Source organism: Clostridium sp. AF12-41 (assembly GCF_003461685.1).
In the GTDB taxonomy this organism is placed as follows: domain Bacteria; phylum Bacillota; class Clostridia; order Lachnospirales; family Lachnospiraceae; genus Otoolea; species Otoolea fessa.
This window is the reverse complement of sequence record NZ_QTXO01000001.1, coordinates 291,882-308,678: the sequence shown is the minus strand read 5'-3', so window position 1 is coordinate 308,678 and position 16,797 is coordinate 291,882. Positions and strand designations below refer to the sequence as shown.

The window sequence follows — 16,797 nt, the reverse complement described above, 5'->3', positions numbered from 1 at the left end:
AAAATGGTTCTCATTTTCTATATTTCCCGAAGTAAATATGTAACTCCGCCAAATATTCCTACTGCTCCAGCTTAATCTGGTTCGAGACGCTTAACACCATCCCCATCTCCAGCATCAGGAACATGACGGACGTACCTCCGTAACTGATAAACGGCAGCGTAACACCCGTGTTCGGGATCGTATTCGTAACAACCGCGATATTTAAGATAACCTGAATCGCGATGTGTGCCATCACGCCGATCACGATCATCGCACCCATCAGATCCGGTGCATTTCCAGCAATTACCATGAAGCGGTAAATCATAAACATGAAAATCAGAATGACCGAAATCGCGCCAAACAGACCTAATTCCTCACAGATAATCGAAAAAATCATATCATTCTGCGCCTCCGGCACGAAACCGAGCTTCTGGAGACTCTCGCCCAGTCCCTTTCCAAACAGACCGCCGGAACCGATCGCGTACAGACCCTGGAGCACCTGATAACCGCCGGAACGTGCATACTGCACCGGGTTGACCCAGACATTGATTCGTCCCAGCTGATAATCCTTCAGGATATGGAGCTTTACCAGCAAATGCCCTATATAGGGGGCGACCGCCAGAAGTCCAACGCCGCCTCCGATGCAGAGAAAAAACGGCCATTTGATCTTGCACGCCACAAACAGCATCACAAACACGATGCCGCAGATGATGATACCAGAACTTAAGTTGTTCGCCGTAACTAAAAGTGCCAGCGGCGCCGACAGCGCCACGATAAATCCGACTGCCCGCAGCTGGTTGATCCGCACGCCCAGATTGGCAATCAGAACCGCCAGAAGCAGAATCAGGGAAATCTTGACAATCTCGGTCGGCTGGAACTGGAGCGGTCCCAGGCGCAGCCAGCGCTTCTTACCATGCGATGCCACGCCCAGAGGTGTAAAACGCGTCAGAAGCAGCGTCACATATGAAACGATATATCCCAGCATCGCAAACCGCGCAAACCAGTGATAATCTATCTTGGAGACGATATACATCGCAACAAAGCTGACACCCGCGATGCCCGCCTGACGAAGCATAAAATATCCCGGATTGCCGTAATCAAGCTGCGCCTTATAGGAGCTCGCGCTGTAAATCATGATCAGTCCGAATACCGTCAGGAAAATGATGGTAAACAGCAGACTGTAATCATAAAACCGATGTGGTTTTTTCTTTTTAATTTTTCCCGGTTCCGGCATACTTCCACTCCCCTGCTTTTTGTTGTTACAGTTTCGAAATTCTGCCTGTAAACGGCAGTTTTTCCTTCAAATCAGGGCTGCCGCAGACAAATGCCGGCTGCGACAGCCCCCTTAAATACATTAAGCCTTTATTCGTTACTGTTCACGCATACGTGCCCAGTAACCTTTATTCTTCCAATACCGAATTGCTGCGTGCTTTGCACTCCGCAATTCTCAAAAGTCACAATTCCTCCTGCAAGCAATCTTGCGTCGGATTTCCGACCTTTGAACCTTGGTATTACAAATTTCTCACAAACTCTTTGAATTTGCGTCCGCGCTCTTCAAAGTTCTTGAACTGCCCCCAGCTTGCACATGCCGGTGAAAGCAGGACGTTATCGCCCGGATTTGCGTAGGATGCACATACCTGTACAGCCTCCTGCAGATCTTCCGCGTACATGATATCATTGAAGCCGTGGCGTTTTGCACACTCGGCAATCTTGTCGCGGGTCTGGCCGATCAGCACCAGATAGCGTACCTTTCCGCCAAAGCTCTCGATCCACTCGTCAAACTCGGAATGCTTATCATATCCGCCTGCAATTAATAAGGTCGGTCCCGGCATCGCCTTGATCGCCTGCATCGCTGCATCCGGGTTGGTTCCCTTGGAATCGTTGTAGTATTTGACGCCGAAACGCTCGGTTACGAACTCAATGCGGTGTTCAACTGCCTTGAATTCCTTGATCACCTTCTGGATCTTCTCCAGCGGAACGCCCATGTTCATACTGATAGCAACCGCTGCCATAACATTTTCATGGTTATGACGGCCAAGTAGCTTCAGATCGTGGATATTGACAATCACGGTCTCTTTCTCGCCGTCGTTGTATACAATCTCATCCTCTTTCAGGTAGAAACCTTGTTTCAGGGTACGCAGACTGGAAAAATATACCACCTTGATGTCTTTTAAAGTCTCACCAAATTCACGCAGTACCGGATCCTCATAGTTCAGGACACAGACATCGCCCTCTTTCTGGTTCTTGGTAATGCTCTCTTTCGTCTCGATGTAGCATTCCATCGTCTTATGACGATCCAGATGATCCGGGGTAATATTTAAAATAGCGCTTACATTCGGGTGGAAATCAGTCATGGTCTCCAGCATGAAGCTCGATACCTCTGCGACGGTTACGGTCTCATCCGTTGTCTCCAATGCGTGGAATGCAAACGGCTCACCGATATTTCCAACTACAAATACGCTGTCATAGAATGACTTCATGATCTCGCCGGTCAGGGAAGTCGTCGTTGTCTTTCCGTTCGTGCCGGTAATGGCTGCCATACGTCCTTTTGCACAGTGATATGCAAGCTGCATCTCGCCCCAGATCGGAATACCGGTTTCACGGATCATCTCTACAAACGGTGCATCGGTCGGGATGCCTGGGCTTAAAATTGCCAGCTCCACGCCTAACAAATCCGTCTTTTTCAGCTCTCCGAGGACGAACGTGATCGTCGCGCCTTCGTCAAATTTCTTTTTCAGCTCCTCTGGATCCAGTTTTTCATTGCCATCGTAAAGCACTACCTCCCCGCCTTTTGAGAGAAGGAGCTTTGCAGCTGCAATACCGCTGATACCTGTTCCTGCTACTAATACTTTCTGACTCATAATCTTCCTCCTATAATCCTAAGTATGCTATAAGGCAAAGGATTGCCGTAATAATCGAAAATACGCCTACGACCCTGGTCTCAGACCATCCGCAGAGCTCGAAATGATGATGGATCGGCGCCATCTTGAAAAAGCGCTTTCCGCCCGTCTTCTTAAAATAGGTTACCTGAATAATAACAGATAATACTTCCACCAGATAAATCAGACCCACGATCGCGATAAAGATCGGCATCTGCATCATAAAGGCACTGGAAGCAACAAAACCGCCAAGTGCCAGTGAACCGGTATCGCCCATAAACACACGCGCCGGATAGACATTGAACAGAAGAAAGCCCAGAAGACTTCCAACTACTGCGCCGGTAATCGGGCTAATGCCGCTGTTCTCCCCGATCGCCACGATCGTAAAGAACGTTGCTACCAGAATCGTCACACTGGTGCACAGACCGTCCAGACCATCTGTGAAGTTCACGCCATTGTCAGTTCCCAGAATGATGAAGAACAGTGCCGGTACAAACAGCCAGACCGGAAGCTGTAAATACTTGCCGGTAAATGGAATCAGCATCCCTGTTCCGATGTCCGGTGAGGTTACAATATAATAGGCAAAAATACCTGTGATCACAAACTGTCCGATCAGCTTCTGGATCGGATTTAAGCCCTCCGAACGTTTCATCACGATCTTGATGTAATCGTCCAGAAATCCAACCACGCCGAATCCGACGGTCATAAACAGCACCGGAATGATCTTCGGATAATCCCGGATATAGAGCAGAGACGTAATGATGATGCTGGAAAGAATTACCAGACCGCCCATCGTTGGGGTTCCCTGCTTTTTCAGATGCGTCTGCGGCCCGTCATCGCGCACCTGCTGTCCGAATTTCAACCTGTGGAGAAACGGTATCACGATCGGGCACAGCACTGCGCTGACCACAAATGCGATGATAACCGCCAGTATTGTTTCATTTACCATGTCACACCTCTAACTTATCTTCCTATGTATACAGAGATAGTTCCTCAAATTATACACTTCAATAGTATACGTCTTTTTAGGGGAATAATCAACCTCTTTTCTCCACCCCCAGATACGGCAAAATGACCTCAAACAGATCGCGGATCACCGGGGCGGCAATCGTCCCGCCATAGTAGATTCCTTCCGGTTCATCGATGGTGATAAGCGCGATCACCTGCGGATCGTCCGCCGGTGCAAACCCTAAAAACGAGGAAATATATTTTTTCCGGCTCCTTGGAAGTTTCTCCGAGGTTGCCGTCTTTCCGCCGATCCGGTAGCCCTCGATCCGGGCGTTTTTTCCACTCCCCTCCGCCACCACCTGTTCCAGAATATAACGCAGCGTCTCACTCGTCTGCTCCGATAAGATTCTCTCCCCTTTTGGATAGGTAAACACGTGGACTGCCTGACCATCTGCCCGCACGGCACGGATCCCGATGTGCGGTGTGATGCGCGTGCCTCCGTTGATCAGGGAGGATGCCGTTGTAATGAGCTGGATCGGCGTGATCTGAAACGACTGCCCAAAAGAGACGGTCGCCAGCTCCACCGGTCCGATCTGATCCGGCTGGTGCATGATCGTCCCCGCCTCACCCGGCAGATCAATCCCAGTCTTTCCCAGCAGACCAAACTGCTTAAAATACTGATAGTACCGCTCCGGTCCCAGCCGCTGTCCGACATCGATCAGAACAGGATTGCAGGAATTCATCATTCCCTGTAAAAACGTCTCCCCGCCGTGTCCGCCCACCTTGTGACACCGAATCTTCCGATCTTCCACGATCCGGAATCCTGGGCAGGAAAACTGATCAGTCAGGTTGACCACGCCCGCCTCCAGTCCCGCAGCGGCAGTCACGATTTTGAATGTAGACCCCGGTTCGTATGTATCATTTAAACAGGGATTGCGCCACATCTGATTGAGGAGAGCTTGTTTATTTTGCGCTGATGCTGCGTGTGACTGCACTTCATTCTTCCAGGATATGTCTTCTTCTGTTTCTGAATCTTCGTTTTTTCCATCTGTCACCAGCTCAAACGGCTCATTCAATGAAAACTCCGGTGCATTTACCATTGCATAGATTTCCCCGTTCTTCGGGTTCATCACGATGATCGAGACGCGGTTCGCATTCTTTTTCTGCATCGTCTGGTACGCCGCCTGTTCCGCGTACATCTGGATATTGACATCCAGACTCGCCTGCAGATCCCGCCCTGCCTCCGGCTCGATGCGATCCTCCGCCTCATTTTCCAGCTCGATCCCCGCCGCGTCCGTGAGCGTCAGGATCTTGCCATCCGTGCCCTTTAAATACTTCTCATACTGTACTTCCAGACCGATGATCCCCTGATTATCTCCCCCGGTGAACCCCAGCACTTTCGATGCCAGACGTCCATATGGATAATATCGTTTATAGTCCTCATCCACCTTGACCCCCTCCAGGCGCATTGCCCGGATCACATCGCCCCGCGTTTTCTCTACATTGGACTTGATCACCTCTCTGGAAGATCGTTTTTCCGTCTTTTTCCGCACCTCCGCCTCCGGAAGTCCCAGTTCTTCGCTTAAAACCCGGATAACTGTCTCCGGATCTTTTACCTGATTATGAATCACTGAGATAGTACACACAGTCCGGTTATCAGCGATCACCGTTCCGTTCCGGTCAAGGATCCGCCCGCGCGGCGCTTTGATACTGCGCTCCCGCCGATGCAGCTCCTCCGCCATCTGGCTGTAATAATCCGCTTTATACAGCATGAGGAAGAACAGTCTCCCCGCCAATCCTGCCATGCACAGGCAGATGGCGGCGCACAAAAAGACAGTTCTTCCTCTGTGATGCGTCCGGTTCCGATTCATACTGCTTCCTGTCTGATCTCATTGCTACAGTATATCATAAGAACCGTTTCTTTATTCTGTATTTTCGTTACTGTTCACACACGTGTGCCCAGCAACGGGATTTTGCCGATGCTACGCATTCCAAATCGGCAAAATCTGCTGCCAGAACTGTATCGTACGGATTTTTCAGTTCAGAAAATTCCTACCTGTGAACAGTTACTCATTATCCGCTGTTCCGGTGTCTCTGCCCGTTTCCGCCGTTTCACCGTTTCCAATCGCCGCCGATTCATCCTGCACATTTCCCATCGTATCCGGATAGCTATACTCGTCTCCGGAATCGATAAATTCCTCATCGTAGTTCGCCCAGCCGCCCTCCGGAGCCGGAGTCGTCTCTGCCGGTGTTTCAGCTGCATTCGGATCCTCGGTTGCTGTGCCGCTTATAATGCCTTCTTCCTGGCTGGAAAGATTGGTCTCGAGATCCTGTGCCGCGCCTCCTGCCGGGAATACATTCTTATATGGAAGGACTTCCGCCATGATCTTGCTGAAAATCTCGCTGGCAAAAGTCGAATGTGCCTGCTGCTCGCCCGGCAGATGCGGGGTATCTACTACCACATAGCAGAGCACCTGCGGATTGTATGCCGGTGCATATCCGATAAAGGAAACCAGATAATTCTTCTCCGCACGCGGCTGCTTCTGCGCCGTACCTGTCTTACCAGCCACTTCGTAACCAGCAACTGCCGCCGCGCCCGCAGTACCGCCATCACCTGATACTGTCTGGTAAAGCGCATTATTAATGAAGTTCGAGGTCGATTCCGAAACCGTCTCTCGCACCAGATTTGGGGAAACGGATTTGACAACGGATCCTTCGTCGTTCAGAATCTCTTTTACCACATGCGGCTCATAATAGGAACCGCCGTTGATTAAGGACGCATATCCGGCTGCCATCTGCACCATCGTACAGTTATAGTTCTGTCCAAATGCGTTGGTCGCCAGAGATGCCGGATCCATATTGGATGCCTGATAAATCAGACCGGACGCCTCGCCCGGAAGGTCGATGCCCGTCTTCTCGCCAAATCCGAAAATCTTCTGATACTGGACAAACTTCTCTTTTCCCTCCAGTGATACAATACGCATCATAACGACGTTGCAGGATTTCATCAATCCCTGTGTGATCGTCAGCGGTCCGTGACCGGCTCGGGCAACACACCGGATATCCCAGTCTCCGAAATGCAGTTTTCCGCCGCACTCAAAGACCTCGTTTCCGGAAATCGCGCCTTCCTCGATCGCCCCGGCTACCGTAAATGCTTTCTGTGGAGAACCCGGCTCATAGGAGTCGCTCACGCAGAAGTTTCTCCACATTTTATACCACGCCTCGGACTTCGTCTTTTCATCCATCGCCTGGATTTCCTCATCCGTATAGTAGGTGCTTAAATTGTACGGATCATTCAGATTGTAACGGGTCGTCGTATCCATCGCCAGGATCTCACCGCTGTTCGGATCCATGACGATCGCCGCCGCCAGATTACTTCCAATGCCCGCCTGCCACTCATCCAGATATTTCTGGACAATCTTCTGGATGTTGACGTCGATCGTCAACTCCAGCGTCCTTCCGTTCTGCGCCGGTTTTACCGTTCGCTCGACGTTCGAATCGCCGTTTAAATAACCATACTCACGACCGCTCACACCGTTCAGGATATCATTATAATACTGTTCAACACCGCCGGATGCATTGCCATCCTTGAGGGCAAAACCAACCACATTGCATGCCAGCTCATTGTACGGATACGTTCTCTTATATTCTTCCTCGAACCATACGCCCGTGATACGCTGGTTGCCGCCTTCCTCCGTCGGCAGCGCCCGGTATTCCTTGTTCTTGTCCTTCTCATAAGTCTCAAACTTCTCTTTGTCTTCCGCTGGAAGCTGTTTCGCATAGATCACATACTGGCTGTCTTTTTTCTCCTCGATCATCGCCTGCAGCTCGTCCCGCTTGTAACCGAAGCACTCCACCAGCGCGTCCAGCGTGGCATCGAGATACTGGTAGTTCTCCTCCGTATCCAGAATCTGCTTCGGATCGATGACCAGATTGTAAACTTTCTCGCTAATCGCCAGATACGTCCCGTTCCGGTCGATAATATTGCCGCGCTTGTAGGGAATCGTGCGGCTCTCATAGTCCTGATGGCTCAGGACTATCTGATTGTACGACTCGCCCTTACTTTTTACCAGATTATAAAGCACCAGCACCAATGCAAACAAAGCCAGCATAATTACCAGGACGGTAATTGCCAGCTTTTCCTGCATATATTTCCGAAAGGTCTGTCTGCCGTTAGTGTTTTGGGATGTCCTCATACTGTCTTACATACTCGCTTTCCGTCTTGTCATATAAAAGAATCTGATCCTTATTTGCATATACCATGCCGAGCTCTTCGGTCGCCACTTTATATACATGATCCAGATCCACATACGTGTCAATCCGGGTCTGAAGTGCATCATTCTCGGACTTCAGGTTCTCCAGTTTCAGCTCCAGATCCTCAATGTGGTTGATACGGGTCGTGATCGACGCCTGCTTATGCAGATAATTCATACATAAAACCAGCGTGATCAGCGCAGCGATGGTCAGCGCCAGCACATACGGTCCGTTCATGTAAAGCGCCTTTTCCTGGTTGCGGCGCACGGCGTGTTTATGCCGGTACTCCTCTCTCTCATCTCTTTCTGGTCTTATCTCCACGGTTCTCTGAACTTTTCGCACGGTATTACCGTCCACATACGTGGAGGCCGATACATGTTGTCTCCTTCTGACAGACATAACGTTCCCTCCCTGCTCTTTCGCTTTTTCTCTCTTTTATCTCCCCCGCACCTGAAACGATCTCTGTTCTGAGGTGCAGTTATGCTTTTGTTTATGATTTTTCAAATACCCGGAGCTTTGCGCTCTTGGAACGCGGGTTTTCTTCCATCTCCTGATCGGTCGGAAGAATCGGTTTTCTTGTAATCACCCTGCCGCGGCTTTTGCGTCCACAGACACAGACCGGAAAATCCGGCGGGCAGATGCATGGATTTTCATTCGTCCGGAAACGGTTCTTTACGATTCTATCTTCCAGGGAATGGAACGTAATGATCGAAAGCCGTCCGCCCGGTGCCAGGCGTTCAATCATCGTATCGATCGAATCTTCCAGCACATCCAGTTCCCGGTTTAACTCGATCCGGATCGCCTGAAACGTACGCTTTGCCGGATGACCGCCGGTCGCCCGGACCTTTGCCGGAATCGATGCCCGGATAATCTCCGTCAGCTCGCCTGTCGTCTCAATCTCTTTTTTCTGTCGTGCCTGTACGATGTGTTTTGCAATATTCTTCGCAAACCGATCCTCACCGTAGTCCCGGATGATCCGGTACAGTTCCATCTCACTGTAGGTATTGACGATGTCCTTCGCGGTCTGCTCATTTCTCTGATCCATCCGCATATCCAGCGGCGCATCGTCCTCGCGATAGGTAAATCCCCGTTCCGCTGTGTCAAGCTGGAAGGAAGAAACACCCAGATCCAGATAAATTCCATCCACCTGCGGAATCTCCAGCTCATCTAACACCTGTGCAATCCGCTCATAATTGCTCCGCACAACGGTTATCTTATCTCCAAAGGGAGCCAGACGTTCTGACGCAGCCGCAATCGCGTCAGCATCCTGATCAATCCCGATCAGGCGTCCGCCGTCTCCCAGCCGTGCCGCCACCTCGCTCGCGTGACCGCCGCCTCCCAGTGTCCCATCCACATAGATACCCTGGGGCTTTACACAGAGACTGTCAACCGTCTCATTTAATAATACTGATTTGTGATTAAATATCATATGCCAAGGCCTTCCATATTTTCTGCAATCTCTTCCATGTCATCATAGACATTCTTCTCCGCCCAGGTCGCCTTGTTCCAGATCTCGATCCGGCTTCCGACGCCGACCAGAACAACCTCCTTCTCGAGTCCTGCAAAATCCCGCAGAACCGAAGGAAGCAGGATTCGTCCCTGACGATCCACCTCACACGCCGAGGCACCTGCCAGAAAGAAACGGGAGAATTTTCTGGCATTCTGATTGGTAAGTGGGAGTGCCTGTAACTTCTCTTCGAACTTTTTCCACTCGGTGTTATCGTACACAAAAAGACAGCCATCCAACCCCTTTGTCACCACAAATTCGTCTCCAAGCTGTTCCCTGAACTTCGACGGAACGATCAAACGTCCCTTCGCATCGATTGTATGATTGTATTCTCCCATGAACATATCAATCACCCGTCATCCGATGTGTACCACTTTTGCGTCCCGAAAATCCATTTCGTTCCACTTTTCACCACTTTCTACCACTTGTTATGTTTATTTTAGTACATGCCCATCAAAATGGCAAGGTCTAAATCGAAAAAAAATCAGAAAACTCAGGCACCGGTTCTTTTTCCGAACACATGTACCTGAGTTTTCTGTACTTATCTATATTTGTTTCTATTTCCACTCTTATTTTATAGCGCCGTCTCCAGCCCTCTTTCAGTCTCCGTCTCCAGCCCGATATACTGATTTAAGAGTTTGTCAAGCTCCACACTGTAGTGATAAATTATGTCATATGCTGCCTTTGTGTCAATATTTTGATTCAGCTGCTGTCTTGCCCGTTCAATCTTTTGAACTAATTCTTCTCTCATATCCGCCATCCTATGCATTCTCCTTTTCTATTCTCTAGTGCCATTCCTCCTTACTTCACTGTCATTTTACGTCTTCCACCAGCAAAAAGCAAACTATTTCGACCGATTAAATTCGACAAAAAACGACGTTTGTTACTGTTCACACACGTGTGCCCAGCAACGGGATTTTGCCGATGCTACGCATTCCAAATCGGCAAAATCTGCTGCCGGAACTGTATCGTACGGAATTTTCAGTTCAGAAAATTCCTACCTGTGAACAGCAACCGGCGTTTGCATATAACAATAGGGCAGGATCCCGAAGAATCCCACCCTACTATATAAATACATTATTCAGAATAAATTTGCTCTATCCTATTTCACGCCAAAGATAGCCATGAATGTACCTGCTGCTACGGCAGTACCGATAACACCAGCTACGTTCGGTCCCATTGCGTGCATCAGAAGGAAGTTGCTCGGATCTGCCTCAGAACCAACCTTCTGGGATACACGTGCTGCCATCGGAACTGCAGATACACCTGCGGAACCGATCAGCGGGTTTACCTTACCATGAGTTACCTTGCACATAATCTTACCGAAGATAACACCTGCTGCAGTACCCAGAGCGAATGCAATCAGACCCAGAACTACGATCTTGATGGTATCCAGGTTTAAGAAAGCCTCTGCACTGGTAGTAGCACCTACGGAAGTACCCAGGAAGATAACGACGATGTACATCAGGGCGTTGGAAGCAGTCTCTGTCAGCTGCTTAACAACACCAGACTCACGGAACAGGTTACCAAGCATAAGCATACCAACCAGCGGAGCAGTTGTCGGCAGAATCATGCAGACAACGATTGTAACAACAACCGGGAACAGAATCTTCTCCAGTTTGGATACCGGACGAAGCTGCTCCATACGGATCTCTCTCTCCTCTTTGGTGGTAAGGAGTTTCATGATCGGCGGCTGGATAATCGGAACCAGAGCCATGTAGGAGTAAGCTGCTACGGCAATCGGTCCCATCAGACCTGTCTGACCAAGTTTACCAGCCAGGAAGATAGAGGTCGGGCCGTCTGCACCACCGATGATGGAGATAGCAGCCGCAGCCTTATCGTTGAATCCCATGAAGATAGCCATGAAGTAAGCGCCGTAGATACCGAACTGAGCAGCTGCACCGAGCAGGAAGCTCTTCGGGTTAGCGATCAGCGGACCGAAGTCTGTCATCGCACCGACACCCATGAAGATGAGGGATGGTAAGATACTCCACTCATCCAGTAAATAAAAGTAATGTAAAAGTCCACCAACTCCGTTCGATGAGTCTTCAATCGATCTCATAATATCCGGATAGATATTTACAAGCAGCATACCAAAGGAAATCGGAAGAAGCAGTAACGGCTCGAATCCTTTTCCGATTGCCAGATACAGGAAAATCAGCGCTACGAAAATCATAACGATGTTTCCAAATGTCAGGTTTAAGAATGCTGTCTGCTGAAGAAGATTGGACAATGTAGTTGTTATATATTCCATATTAATTCCTCCAAACGGAATAACATATCCCGTATTTTTTCAGCCAGTTTTATAAAAATTAGATTAGTTTAATGTAGCAAGAACTGCGCCCGGTTCTACCATATCGCCTACTGCAACATTAACACTGGCAACGGTACCGTCCTGAGGAGCTACGATCTCGTTCTCCATCTTCATAGCTTCCAGAAGCAGGATAACCTGACCACGTTTTACAGCTGTGCCAGCTGCTGCCTTAATACCAAGGATCTTACCTGGCATCGGGGATGTGATGGTTACGCCGCCTGCTGCCGGTGCTGCTGCTGGAGCCGGAGCTGCTGCCGGTGCTGGAGCTGCTGCTGGAGCCGGTGCTGCTGCGCCTGCAAATCCTTCTTCTACGGTTACCTGATATGCTGTACCATTTACGGTGATAGTATAATTCTTCATTTTAAATTCCTCCAGATTTTATCGATGATTATTTACGTGTAATGGAGCGGATATTTACGCTGTCTGCCGGTACGCCGGTTGCTGCTGCGATCGCTGCAGTGATAACTGCTACCAGTTCTCCATCGTTTGCCGCATTGCCTGCTGCTGGTGCTGCGGTACGTGCCGGCGCTGCTGCCGGTGCTGCAGTCTGTACAGGTGCCGGTGCTGCTGCCGGTGCCTCTGCTCCTGCTTTTTTAGCCTTTACATTTGCCTCAATCTCGTTAACCTTCTTGAAGCTGCTGATAATTAAACTGATGAAGATCAGTACCAGGAATACGGTACCCATACCCATCAGGGTATTTAATGCTGCCTTCTCCATCTTCTCACCGAAGCTGTAGTTTACAACAAAGGATAACTCAGTCGGTACCAGAGAAGTACCGCCGTAGCTGCTTACGCTCTCCTCAGCGGTCAGGGAGAAAGTCAAGTTTCTCTTCTCAAAGGAAGCCTGAACAACTGCTGTGTAGCTGTCATCATCGGCGCGCTCTACGGTCACGCTCTGAATCTCACCCATCTTGCCTAAATCGTCCTTAGAACTGGTCCAGGAAGAAATTGCAGACTCAATGACTGTGTTTTTCTGCTTCTCAGCCTGTTTCAGCTGTGCTGCCAGATCTTCGTCACTGTAGCTGGCGAACTGCTCCAGATAGCTCTTAGCGCCATCGCTCATGGTCTGCTCGATCTCCGGAGAAATCGGCTCTACCGCTTCTTCAGAAGCGCTACCACAGGCGGACAGAGCGAAAAAGCAGACTGCCATGCAAAGTACAAGCAGCATTCTTTTCATATTCTGTTTCATAAATGTGTCACCTCGTAATTAGATCGTTCCATGCTTTGATGGACGTCCCTCTTTCTTCGTGAATCATATCCTGACAGCATCCATGTTTCTTTCATGGCGCCATCCGTGATACTTCCCACCTATCTGTGTTTGCAGGTGTTTTTGCAAAATTTCCAGAGCTTGTCATCCACTCCGGGAATTCTCCATCTGACACGCTGCGGCAGCAGAGGATTGTACACTCTCCTCTGCATACATAAATGGCATGCACTTCCGTCTATGCGAATCCGACTTTAATAGCCATGCATACATAAACATCTGTACCACTGACTTGTTATTCGATTCTCACATAAGCGCTGTCCGGTGCCTGACTGATGACAAACACTGCCCTCATCCCTGTTTCCGGAAATGATTCCGGCAGCCAGCCGCACTGACATCCCTTTTTTAGCACTACAACTCCGCCGACGGTTCTGATTATATAATCATTATACAATATGTAAAAACACGCTGCTTCCATGCAGTACTAAATCCGGAATCTGCATTCTCCGACCTTTCCCTGCCTGCGTCTTAGCGCAGCTGTCTGCCTGCGAACCACTGCTTTCACAGTTTCCTGCTGACAAACGCCCCGCTTTCGCACTACTTCTGTGCCCGCCATCCCGATTCTGCGCTTTTGCCGATATAACGCATACCGAGGCTCTTCCTAATTTGCAGCCAGAAGAGCCTCGCATCTTTCGTCAAATCCGCACCGGAACAGCCGCAGCTTATCTTGCACATACAGTTGATATAGCAGTTTGAAACGTCATGTTATGCCAGATTACTTATGCTGGTTTCCTCCATCCCATAAGCAAGTCCATTTTTTTGCCTGTTTAACATTGTATAATGAGGTCGGCAAAAAAGCAAGTTATTTCCGTTCGAATTTGTTTACTTTTTCATTTTTTTAACTGAATCAGCTCCAATATCTGGGTACTGGTTCAAATCATATTTATATTATACCCCTGCCGGACCGGACGGCTGCACCGGTGACTGGCTTCCGGTTATCGGAGTCTGTCCATCCGTCGAACCGCCATTTCCCGCCGCATTCTCCTCCGGCAGAACTACCGTGCAGCTTCCGTCTGCCGCTGCCTGCCAGGTATTTCCATCCATCTCGAACGTAATACCTGCGTACATCGCGCCGCTGGCATCCAGGTAATATTTCTTACCGCCAAGATCCAGCCAGCCGGTCCGCATCACGCCGGACTCATTCATGTAATACCACTTTCCGCCGACTGCCTGCCAGCCCGTCGTCATGGCGCCGGAGCCGTCAAAGTAATACCAGCTTCCGCCCAGGTTCTGCCAGCCCGCCTGCATCGCGCCGGATGCGTTCAGATAATATTTCTTGCCGCCCGTCTCCAGCCAGCCGGTCTGCATCAGACCATTGTCCGCCATGAAATACCAGTTTCCATCGACCGCACGCCAGCCCGTCGCCTGTTCGCCGGATGCGTCAAAGTAACGCCAGCCGCCGTCCAGCGTCTTCCAGCCGGTAATCATATGACCGTCCGCCTCCAAATAATACTTTTTGCCCGAAAGCTCCAGCCATCCTTTAGACGGATTGCCCGCCGCATTCATATAGTACCAATTCTGACCATCGTTGATCCACGCCGCTTTCTGCATCACATGGTTCTGATAATAGTAACGGTTCCCCGCGATCGTCCGCCAGGTATTGCCCGGAATGATCTGCGTATAATCTTTATACAGATAATCAATATCCACATTGCCGTTCACGCCCTTGACCGAACCGGTGTTGGACGCCTGCCACATCGAGGTCTTTGAATATGTATACTTCTGCTGGTATTTTGCCACCCATATATCATACGAAATCTTCGACATATCGATCTTATTGGCAATCCAGTATTCATTTGCATAGACCATCGGATAATATCCTGCATCCTGAATCCGCTTACAGAACGCGTTGATCACATCGCTGACCTGAGACTGCGTCAGGGTTCCCAGCGTATTAGCATCCTCGGCATCAAAGACAACCGGGAAGGAGATAGGATAATCCTTGATAAGATTCAGGACAAAATCCGCCTCCTGCTGCGCCATTTCGACCGAAGTCGCATACGAATAAATGTACGCGCCCAGCCGCAGCCCTGCCTGGCTCGCATTTGCCGCGTTCATAGCGAAAAACGGATCCACATTACCGCGGAACCGGGTTGCCAGCATCGCAAACTGTACATTATCCGATGCCACCTGGCTCCAATTTACATTCTGCTGCCAGTAGGACACATCCACGCCGCGCGCAATCGCACCGATCCCCTCATTCTCCGTCACCCGGTACACGCCAAGCCCCGATGTGACCGCGCTCACACCCCCATTGGAAACAGAAGTCGAACCGCCAGAGCTGCCTGTACTTCCCGAATTGGAGCTGCCCGAACCGCCGCCCGGCCCCGCATTCGAGGATGACGATGTAAGAGAAGAATCTCCCGCCGGTCCTGCCAGCGCTGTCATCGGCTGAAAACACAGCGCTGCTGCCAGCATGCCAGCCGCTGCCCGTGAAAGCACACGCGCGCGCCCCATCCTTTTTTTGTTCATTCTATTCCGATTCATGCCAAAAAACCTCCTTGATTATCCTTTTATACCTGTTGTCTGTTCACCATTTATATACATTTCCCCGCCTGATCCGGCGGGGGCATATGCGAAACAAATATGGTTCATCCACACACTGTGTAACCAACAGCAGAACATTTCCTATTATAACCTAGTTTAACAGATACTCCCCATCCACTTCAATAGAGAAACTTTAAATAAAATCTGTCAAATTTATTACAGAATGCTTCCCTTTCTGCTAAAAGAATGAAGCCGTCCATGCCAAAAACAGGATTTTCAAGCAGAAAAACACAATAATGCCGGAACAAAGCTTTCCCCCGTTCCGGCATTTCATTTTTGCATATTCAGTTTTCCGCAAAATTCCACTTTTCTTTATTCCTCCAAAGGAACTTCTGTTCTCCTGAAAGATTTTTTCCTATTTCCGATTCCGGTTCATCAGGCGGATAATGTACAGAAACAGGTTGATAAAATCGAGATACAGCTGCAGCGCTGAGAATACCGATGCTTTCTGAAGCAGCTCCGGATCCGCGGAGAAAATCTGGTAATTATCCCGGATCTTGGTTGTATCATAAGCGGTAAAGCCTAAGAATACCACGATACCGGCATAGCAGAGCACTGTCTCAAAGCTGCCTAGATTTAAAAACATTGAAAGCAGACCAAAGAGAATCAGAAACAGCAGTCCGCCAACGAGCAATGGACGGATTCCGCTCAAGTCCAGCTTGAAGATCAGGCTGACGCCCGCCATCATTCCGAAGAACAGCGCGGTCGCCGCAAATACAAACACCATCTCCACAACACCGAAGATCAGGAAATACATCGAGAAAACAACGCCGTTTAAAGCTGCATAGAATAGAAACAGCCCTCTCGCCGCTCCCACCGATAACTTGTGAATCCGGGCACTCAGCCAGATCACCGTCAAAAGCTCCAGTCCCGTCAATGCGAGGGTCGCATACGGAACCTGAAATACATACAAAATCGCTCCCGTCACGTATCCGGCTAATGCGATGCCAAATGTCACAAGAAGCCCTGCAAACATCCATAAATATGTCTTCGCCACATACTGTCCCAGTGTCTCATGGCGTTCCCCCGCCATCTGCCAGGACTCATTCATTGGTTCATAGCCCATAATTCTGCCTCTCTTTCTGACCAGCGGCAAGTGCCTCTG

The 16,797-nt window shown here is 49.7% G+C and carries 15 protein-coding genes; all 15 read right to left on the bottom strand.

The window, feature by feature from the left end; all coding sequences use genetic code 11:
* Nucleotides 1-58 precede the first annotated feature (58 nt).
* Nucleotides 59-1,213: a putative peptidoglycan glycosyltransferase FtsW gene (locus DWV73_RS01300; protein ID WP_117795227.1), complete on the bottom strand. Its 1,155-nt coding sequence runs from the start codon at nucleotides 1,211-1,213 to the stop codon at nucleotides 59-61.
* A gap of 277 nt (nucleotides 1,214-1,490) precedes the next feature.
* Entirely contained in the window at nucleotides 1,491-2,840 is a 1,350-nt protein-coding gene (murD, locus tag DWV73_RS01295) for a UDP-N-acetylmuramoyl-L-alanine--D-glutamate ligase (protein WP_106999726.1), read from the bottom strand.
* 10 nt (nucleotides 2,841-2,850) lie between these two features.
* Nucleotides 2,851-3,807: a phospho-N-acetylmuramoyl-pentapeptide-transferase gene (gene mraY, locus DWV73_RS01290; protein ID WP_022360215.1), complete on the bottom strand. Its 957-nt coding sequence runs from the start codon at nucleotides 3,805-3,807 to the stop codon at nucleotides 2,851-2,853.
* A gap of 88 nt (nucleotides 3,808-3,895) precedes the next feature.
* Nucleotides 3,896-5,677, bottom strand: coding sequence for a penicillin-binding transpeptidase domain-containing protein (locus DWV73_RS01285; protein ID WP_117795225.1), 1,782 nt, complete (start codon nucleotides 5,675-5,677; stop codon nucleotides 3,896-3,898).
* Between the two features lie 195 nt (nucleotides 5,678-5,872).
* Nucleotides 5,873-8,002 carry a penicillin-binding protein 2 gene (locus tag DWV73_RS01280; RefSeq protein WP_242995690.1) on the bottom strand — a complete coding sequence of 710 codons (2,130 nt, stop codon included), beginning with the start codon at nucleotides 8,000-8,002 and terminating at the stop codon, nucleotides 5,873-5,875.
* Entirely contained in the window at nucleotides 7,980-8,381 is a 402-nt protein-coding gene (locus DWV73_RS01275) for a cell division protein FtsL (protein ID WP_337496620.1), read from the bottom strand. The genes DWV73_RS01280 and DWV73_RS01275 overlap by 23 nt, the downstream gene beginning before the upstream one ends.
* 169 nt (nucleotides 8,382-8,550) lie before the next feature.
* Nucleotides 8,551-9,489: a 16S rRNA (cytosine(1402)-N(4))-methyltransferase RsmH gene (rsmH, locus tag DWV73_RS01270; RefSeq protein WP_022360211.1), complete on the bottom strand. Its 939-nt coding sequence runs from the start codon at nucleotides 9,487-9,489 to the stop codon at nucleotides 8,551-8,553.
* Nucleotides 9,486-9,911 carry a division/cell wall cluster transcriptional repressor MraZ gene (mraZ, locus tag DWV73_RS01265; protein WP_022360210.1) on the bottom strand — a complete coding sequence of 142 codons (426 nt, stop codon included), beginning with the start codon at nucleotides 9,909-9,911 and terminating at the stop codon, nucleotides 9,486-9,488. The genes rsmH and mraZ overlap by 4 nt, the downstream gene beginning before the upstream one ends.
* A 230-nt stretch (nucleotides 9,912-10,141) precedes the next feature.
* Nucleotides 10,142-10,327: an aspartyl-phosphate phosphatase Spo0E family protein gene (locus tag DWV73_RS01260; RefSeq protein ID WP_022360209.1), complete on the bottom strand. Its 186-nt coding sequence runs from the start codon at nucleotides 10,325-10,327 to the stop codon at nucleotides 10,142-10,144.
* A gap of 342 nt (nucleotides 10,328-10,669) precedes the next feature.
* Nucleotides 10,670-11,821 carry a sodium ion-translocating decarboxylase subunit beta gene (locus DWV73_RS01255; RefSeq protein WP_022360208.1) on the bottom strand — a complete coding sequence of 384 codons (1,152 nt, stop codon included), beginning with the start codon at nucleotides 11,819-11,821 and terminating at the stop codon, nucleotides 10,670-10,672.
* A gap of 63 nt (nucleotides 11,822-11,884) precedes the next feature.
* The gene (locus tag DWV73_RS01250) at nucleotides 11,885-12,241 is read right to left on the bottom strand and encodes a biotin/lipoyl-containing protein (protein WP_106999722.1); all 357 of its coding nucleotides are present in this window, start codon (nucleotides 12,239-12,241) and stop codon (nucleotides 11,885-11,887) included.
* A 28-nt stretch (nucleotides 12,242-12,269) separates the two neighbouring features.
* Nucleotides 12,270-13,070 (bottom strand): OadG family transporter subunit, encoded by an 801-nt coding sequence (locus DWV73_RS01245; RefSeq protein WP_022360206.1) that lies wholly within the window; start codon nucleotides 13,068-13,070, stop codon nucleotides 12,270-12,272.
* Between the two features lie 310 nt (nucleotides 13,071-13,380).
* Nucleotides 13,381-13,563 (bottom strand): hypothetical protein, encoded by a 183-nt coding sequence (locus DWV73_RS12820; RefSeq protein WP_106999720.1) that lies wholly within the window; start codon nucleotides 13,561-13,563, stop codon nucleotides 13,381-13,383.
* Between the two features lie 470 nt (nucleotides 13,564-14,033).
* Nucleotides 14,034-15,632, bottom strand: a complete 1,599-nt coding sequence (locus DWV73_RS01235; protein ID WP_242995689.1) for a GH25 family lysozyme — start codon at nucleotides 15,630-15,632, stop codon at nucleotides 14,034-14,036.
* 415 nt (nucleotides 15,633-16,047) lie between these two features.
* Nucleotides 16,048-16,758: a Bax inhibitor-1/YccA family protein gene (locus DWV73_RS01230; protein ID WP_107000382.1), complete on the bottom strand. Its 711-nt coding sequence runs from the start codon at nucleotides 16,756-16,758 to the stop codon at nucleotides 16,048-16,050.
* Nucleotides 16,759-16,797: the final 39 nt, after the last annotated feature.

Coding starts and splice junctions, on each gene's coding strand:
- mraZ (WP_022360210.1), bottom strand. CDS start 9,911: ATGTTCATGGGAGAATACAATCATACAATCGATGCGAAGGGACGTTTG.
- murD (WP_106999726.1), bottom strand. CDS start 2,840: ATGAGTCAGAAAGTATTAGTAGCAGGAACAGGTATCAGCGGTATTGCA.
- DWV73_RS12820 (WP_106999720.1), bottom strand. CDS start 13,563: ATGGAAGCAGCGTGTTTTTACATATTGTATAATGATTATATAATCAGA.
- DWV73_RS01235 (WP_242995689.1), bottom strand. CDS start 15,632: ATGAATCGGAATAGAATGAACAAAAAAAGGATGGGGCGCGCGCGTGTG.
- mraY (WP_022360215.1), bottom strand. CDS start 3,807: ATGGTAAATGAAACAATACTGGCGGTTATCATCGCATTTGTGGTCAGC.
- DWV73_RS01280 (WP_242995690.1), bottom strand. CDS start 8,002: ATGAGGACATCCCAAAACACTAACGGCAGACAGACCTTTCGGAAATAT.
- DWV73_RS01285 (WP_117795225.1), bottom strand. CDS start 5,677: ATGAATCGGAACCGGACGCATCACAGAGGAAGAACTGTCTTTTTGTGC.
- DWV73_RS01245 (WP_022360206.1), bottom strand. CDS start 13,070: ATGAAACAGAATATGAAAAGAATGCTGCTTGTACTTTGCATGGCAGTC.
- DWV73_RS01300 (WP_117795227.1), bottom strand. CDS start 1,213: ATGCCGGAACCGGGAAAAATTAAAAAGAAAAAACCACATCGGTTTTAT.
- DWV73_RS01260 (WP_022360209.1), bottom strand. CDS start 10,327: ATGGCGGATATGAGAGAAGAATTAGTTCAAAAGATTGAACGGGCAAGA.
- DWV73_RS01230 (WP_107000382.1), bottom strand. CDS start 16,758: ATGGGCTATGAACCAATGAATGAGTCCTGGCAGATGGCGGGGGAACGC.
- rsmH (WP_022360211.1), bottom strand. CDS start 9,489: ATGATATTTAATCACAAATCAGTATTATTAAATGAGACGGTTGACAGT.
- DWV73_RS01255 (WP_022360208.1), bottom strand. CDS start 11,821: ATGGAATATATAACAACTACATTGTCCAATCTTCTTCAGCAGACAGCA.
- DWV73_RS01250 (WP_106999722.1), bottom strand. CDS start 12,241: ATGAAGAATTATACTATCACCGTAAATGGTACAGCATATCAGGTAACC.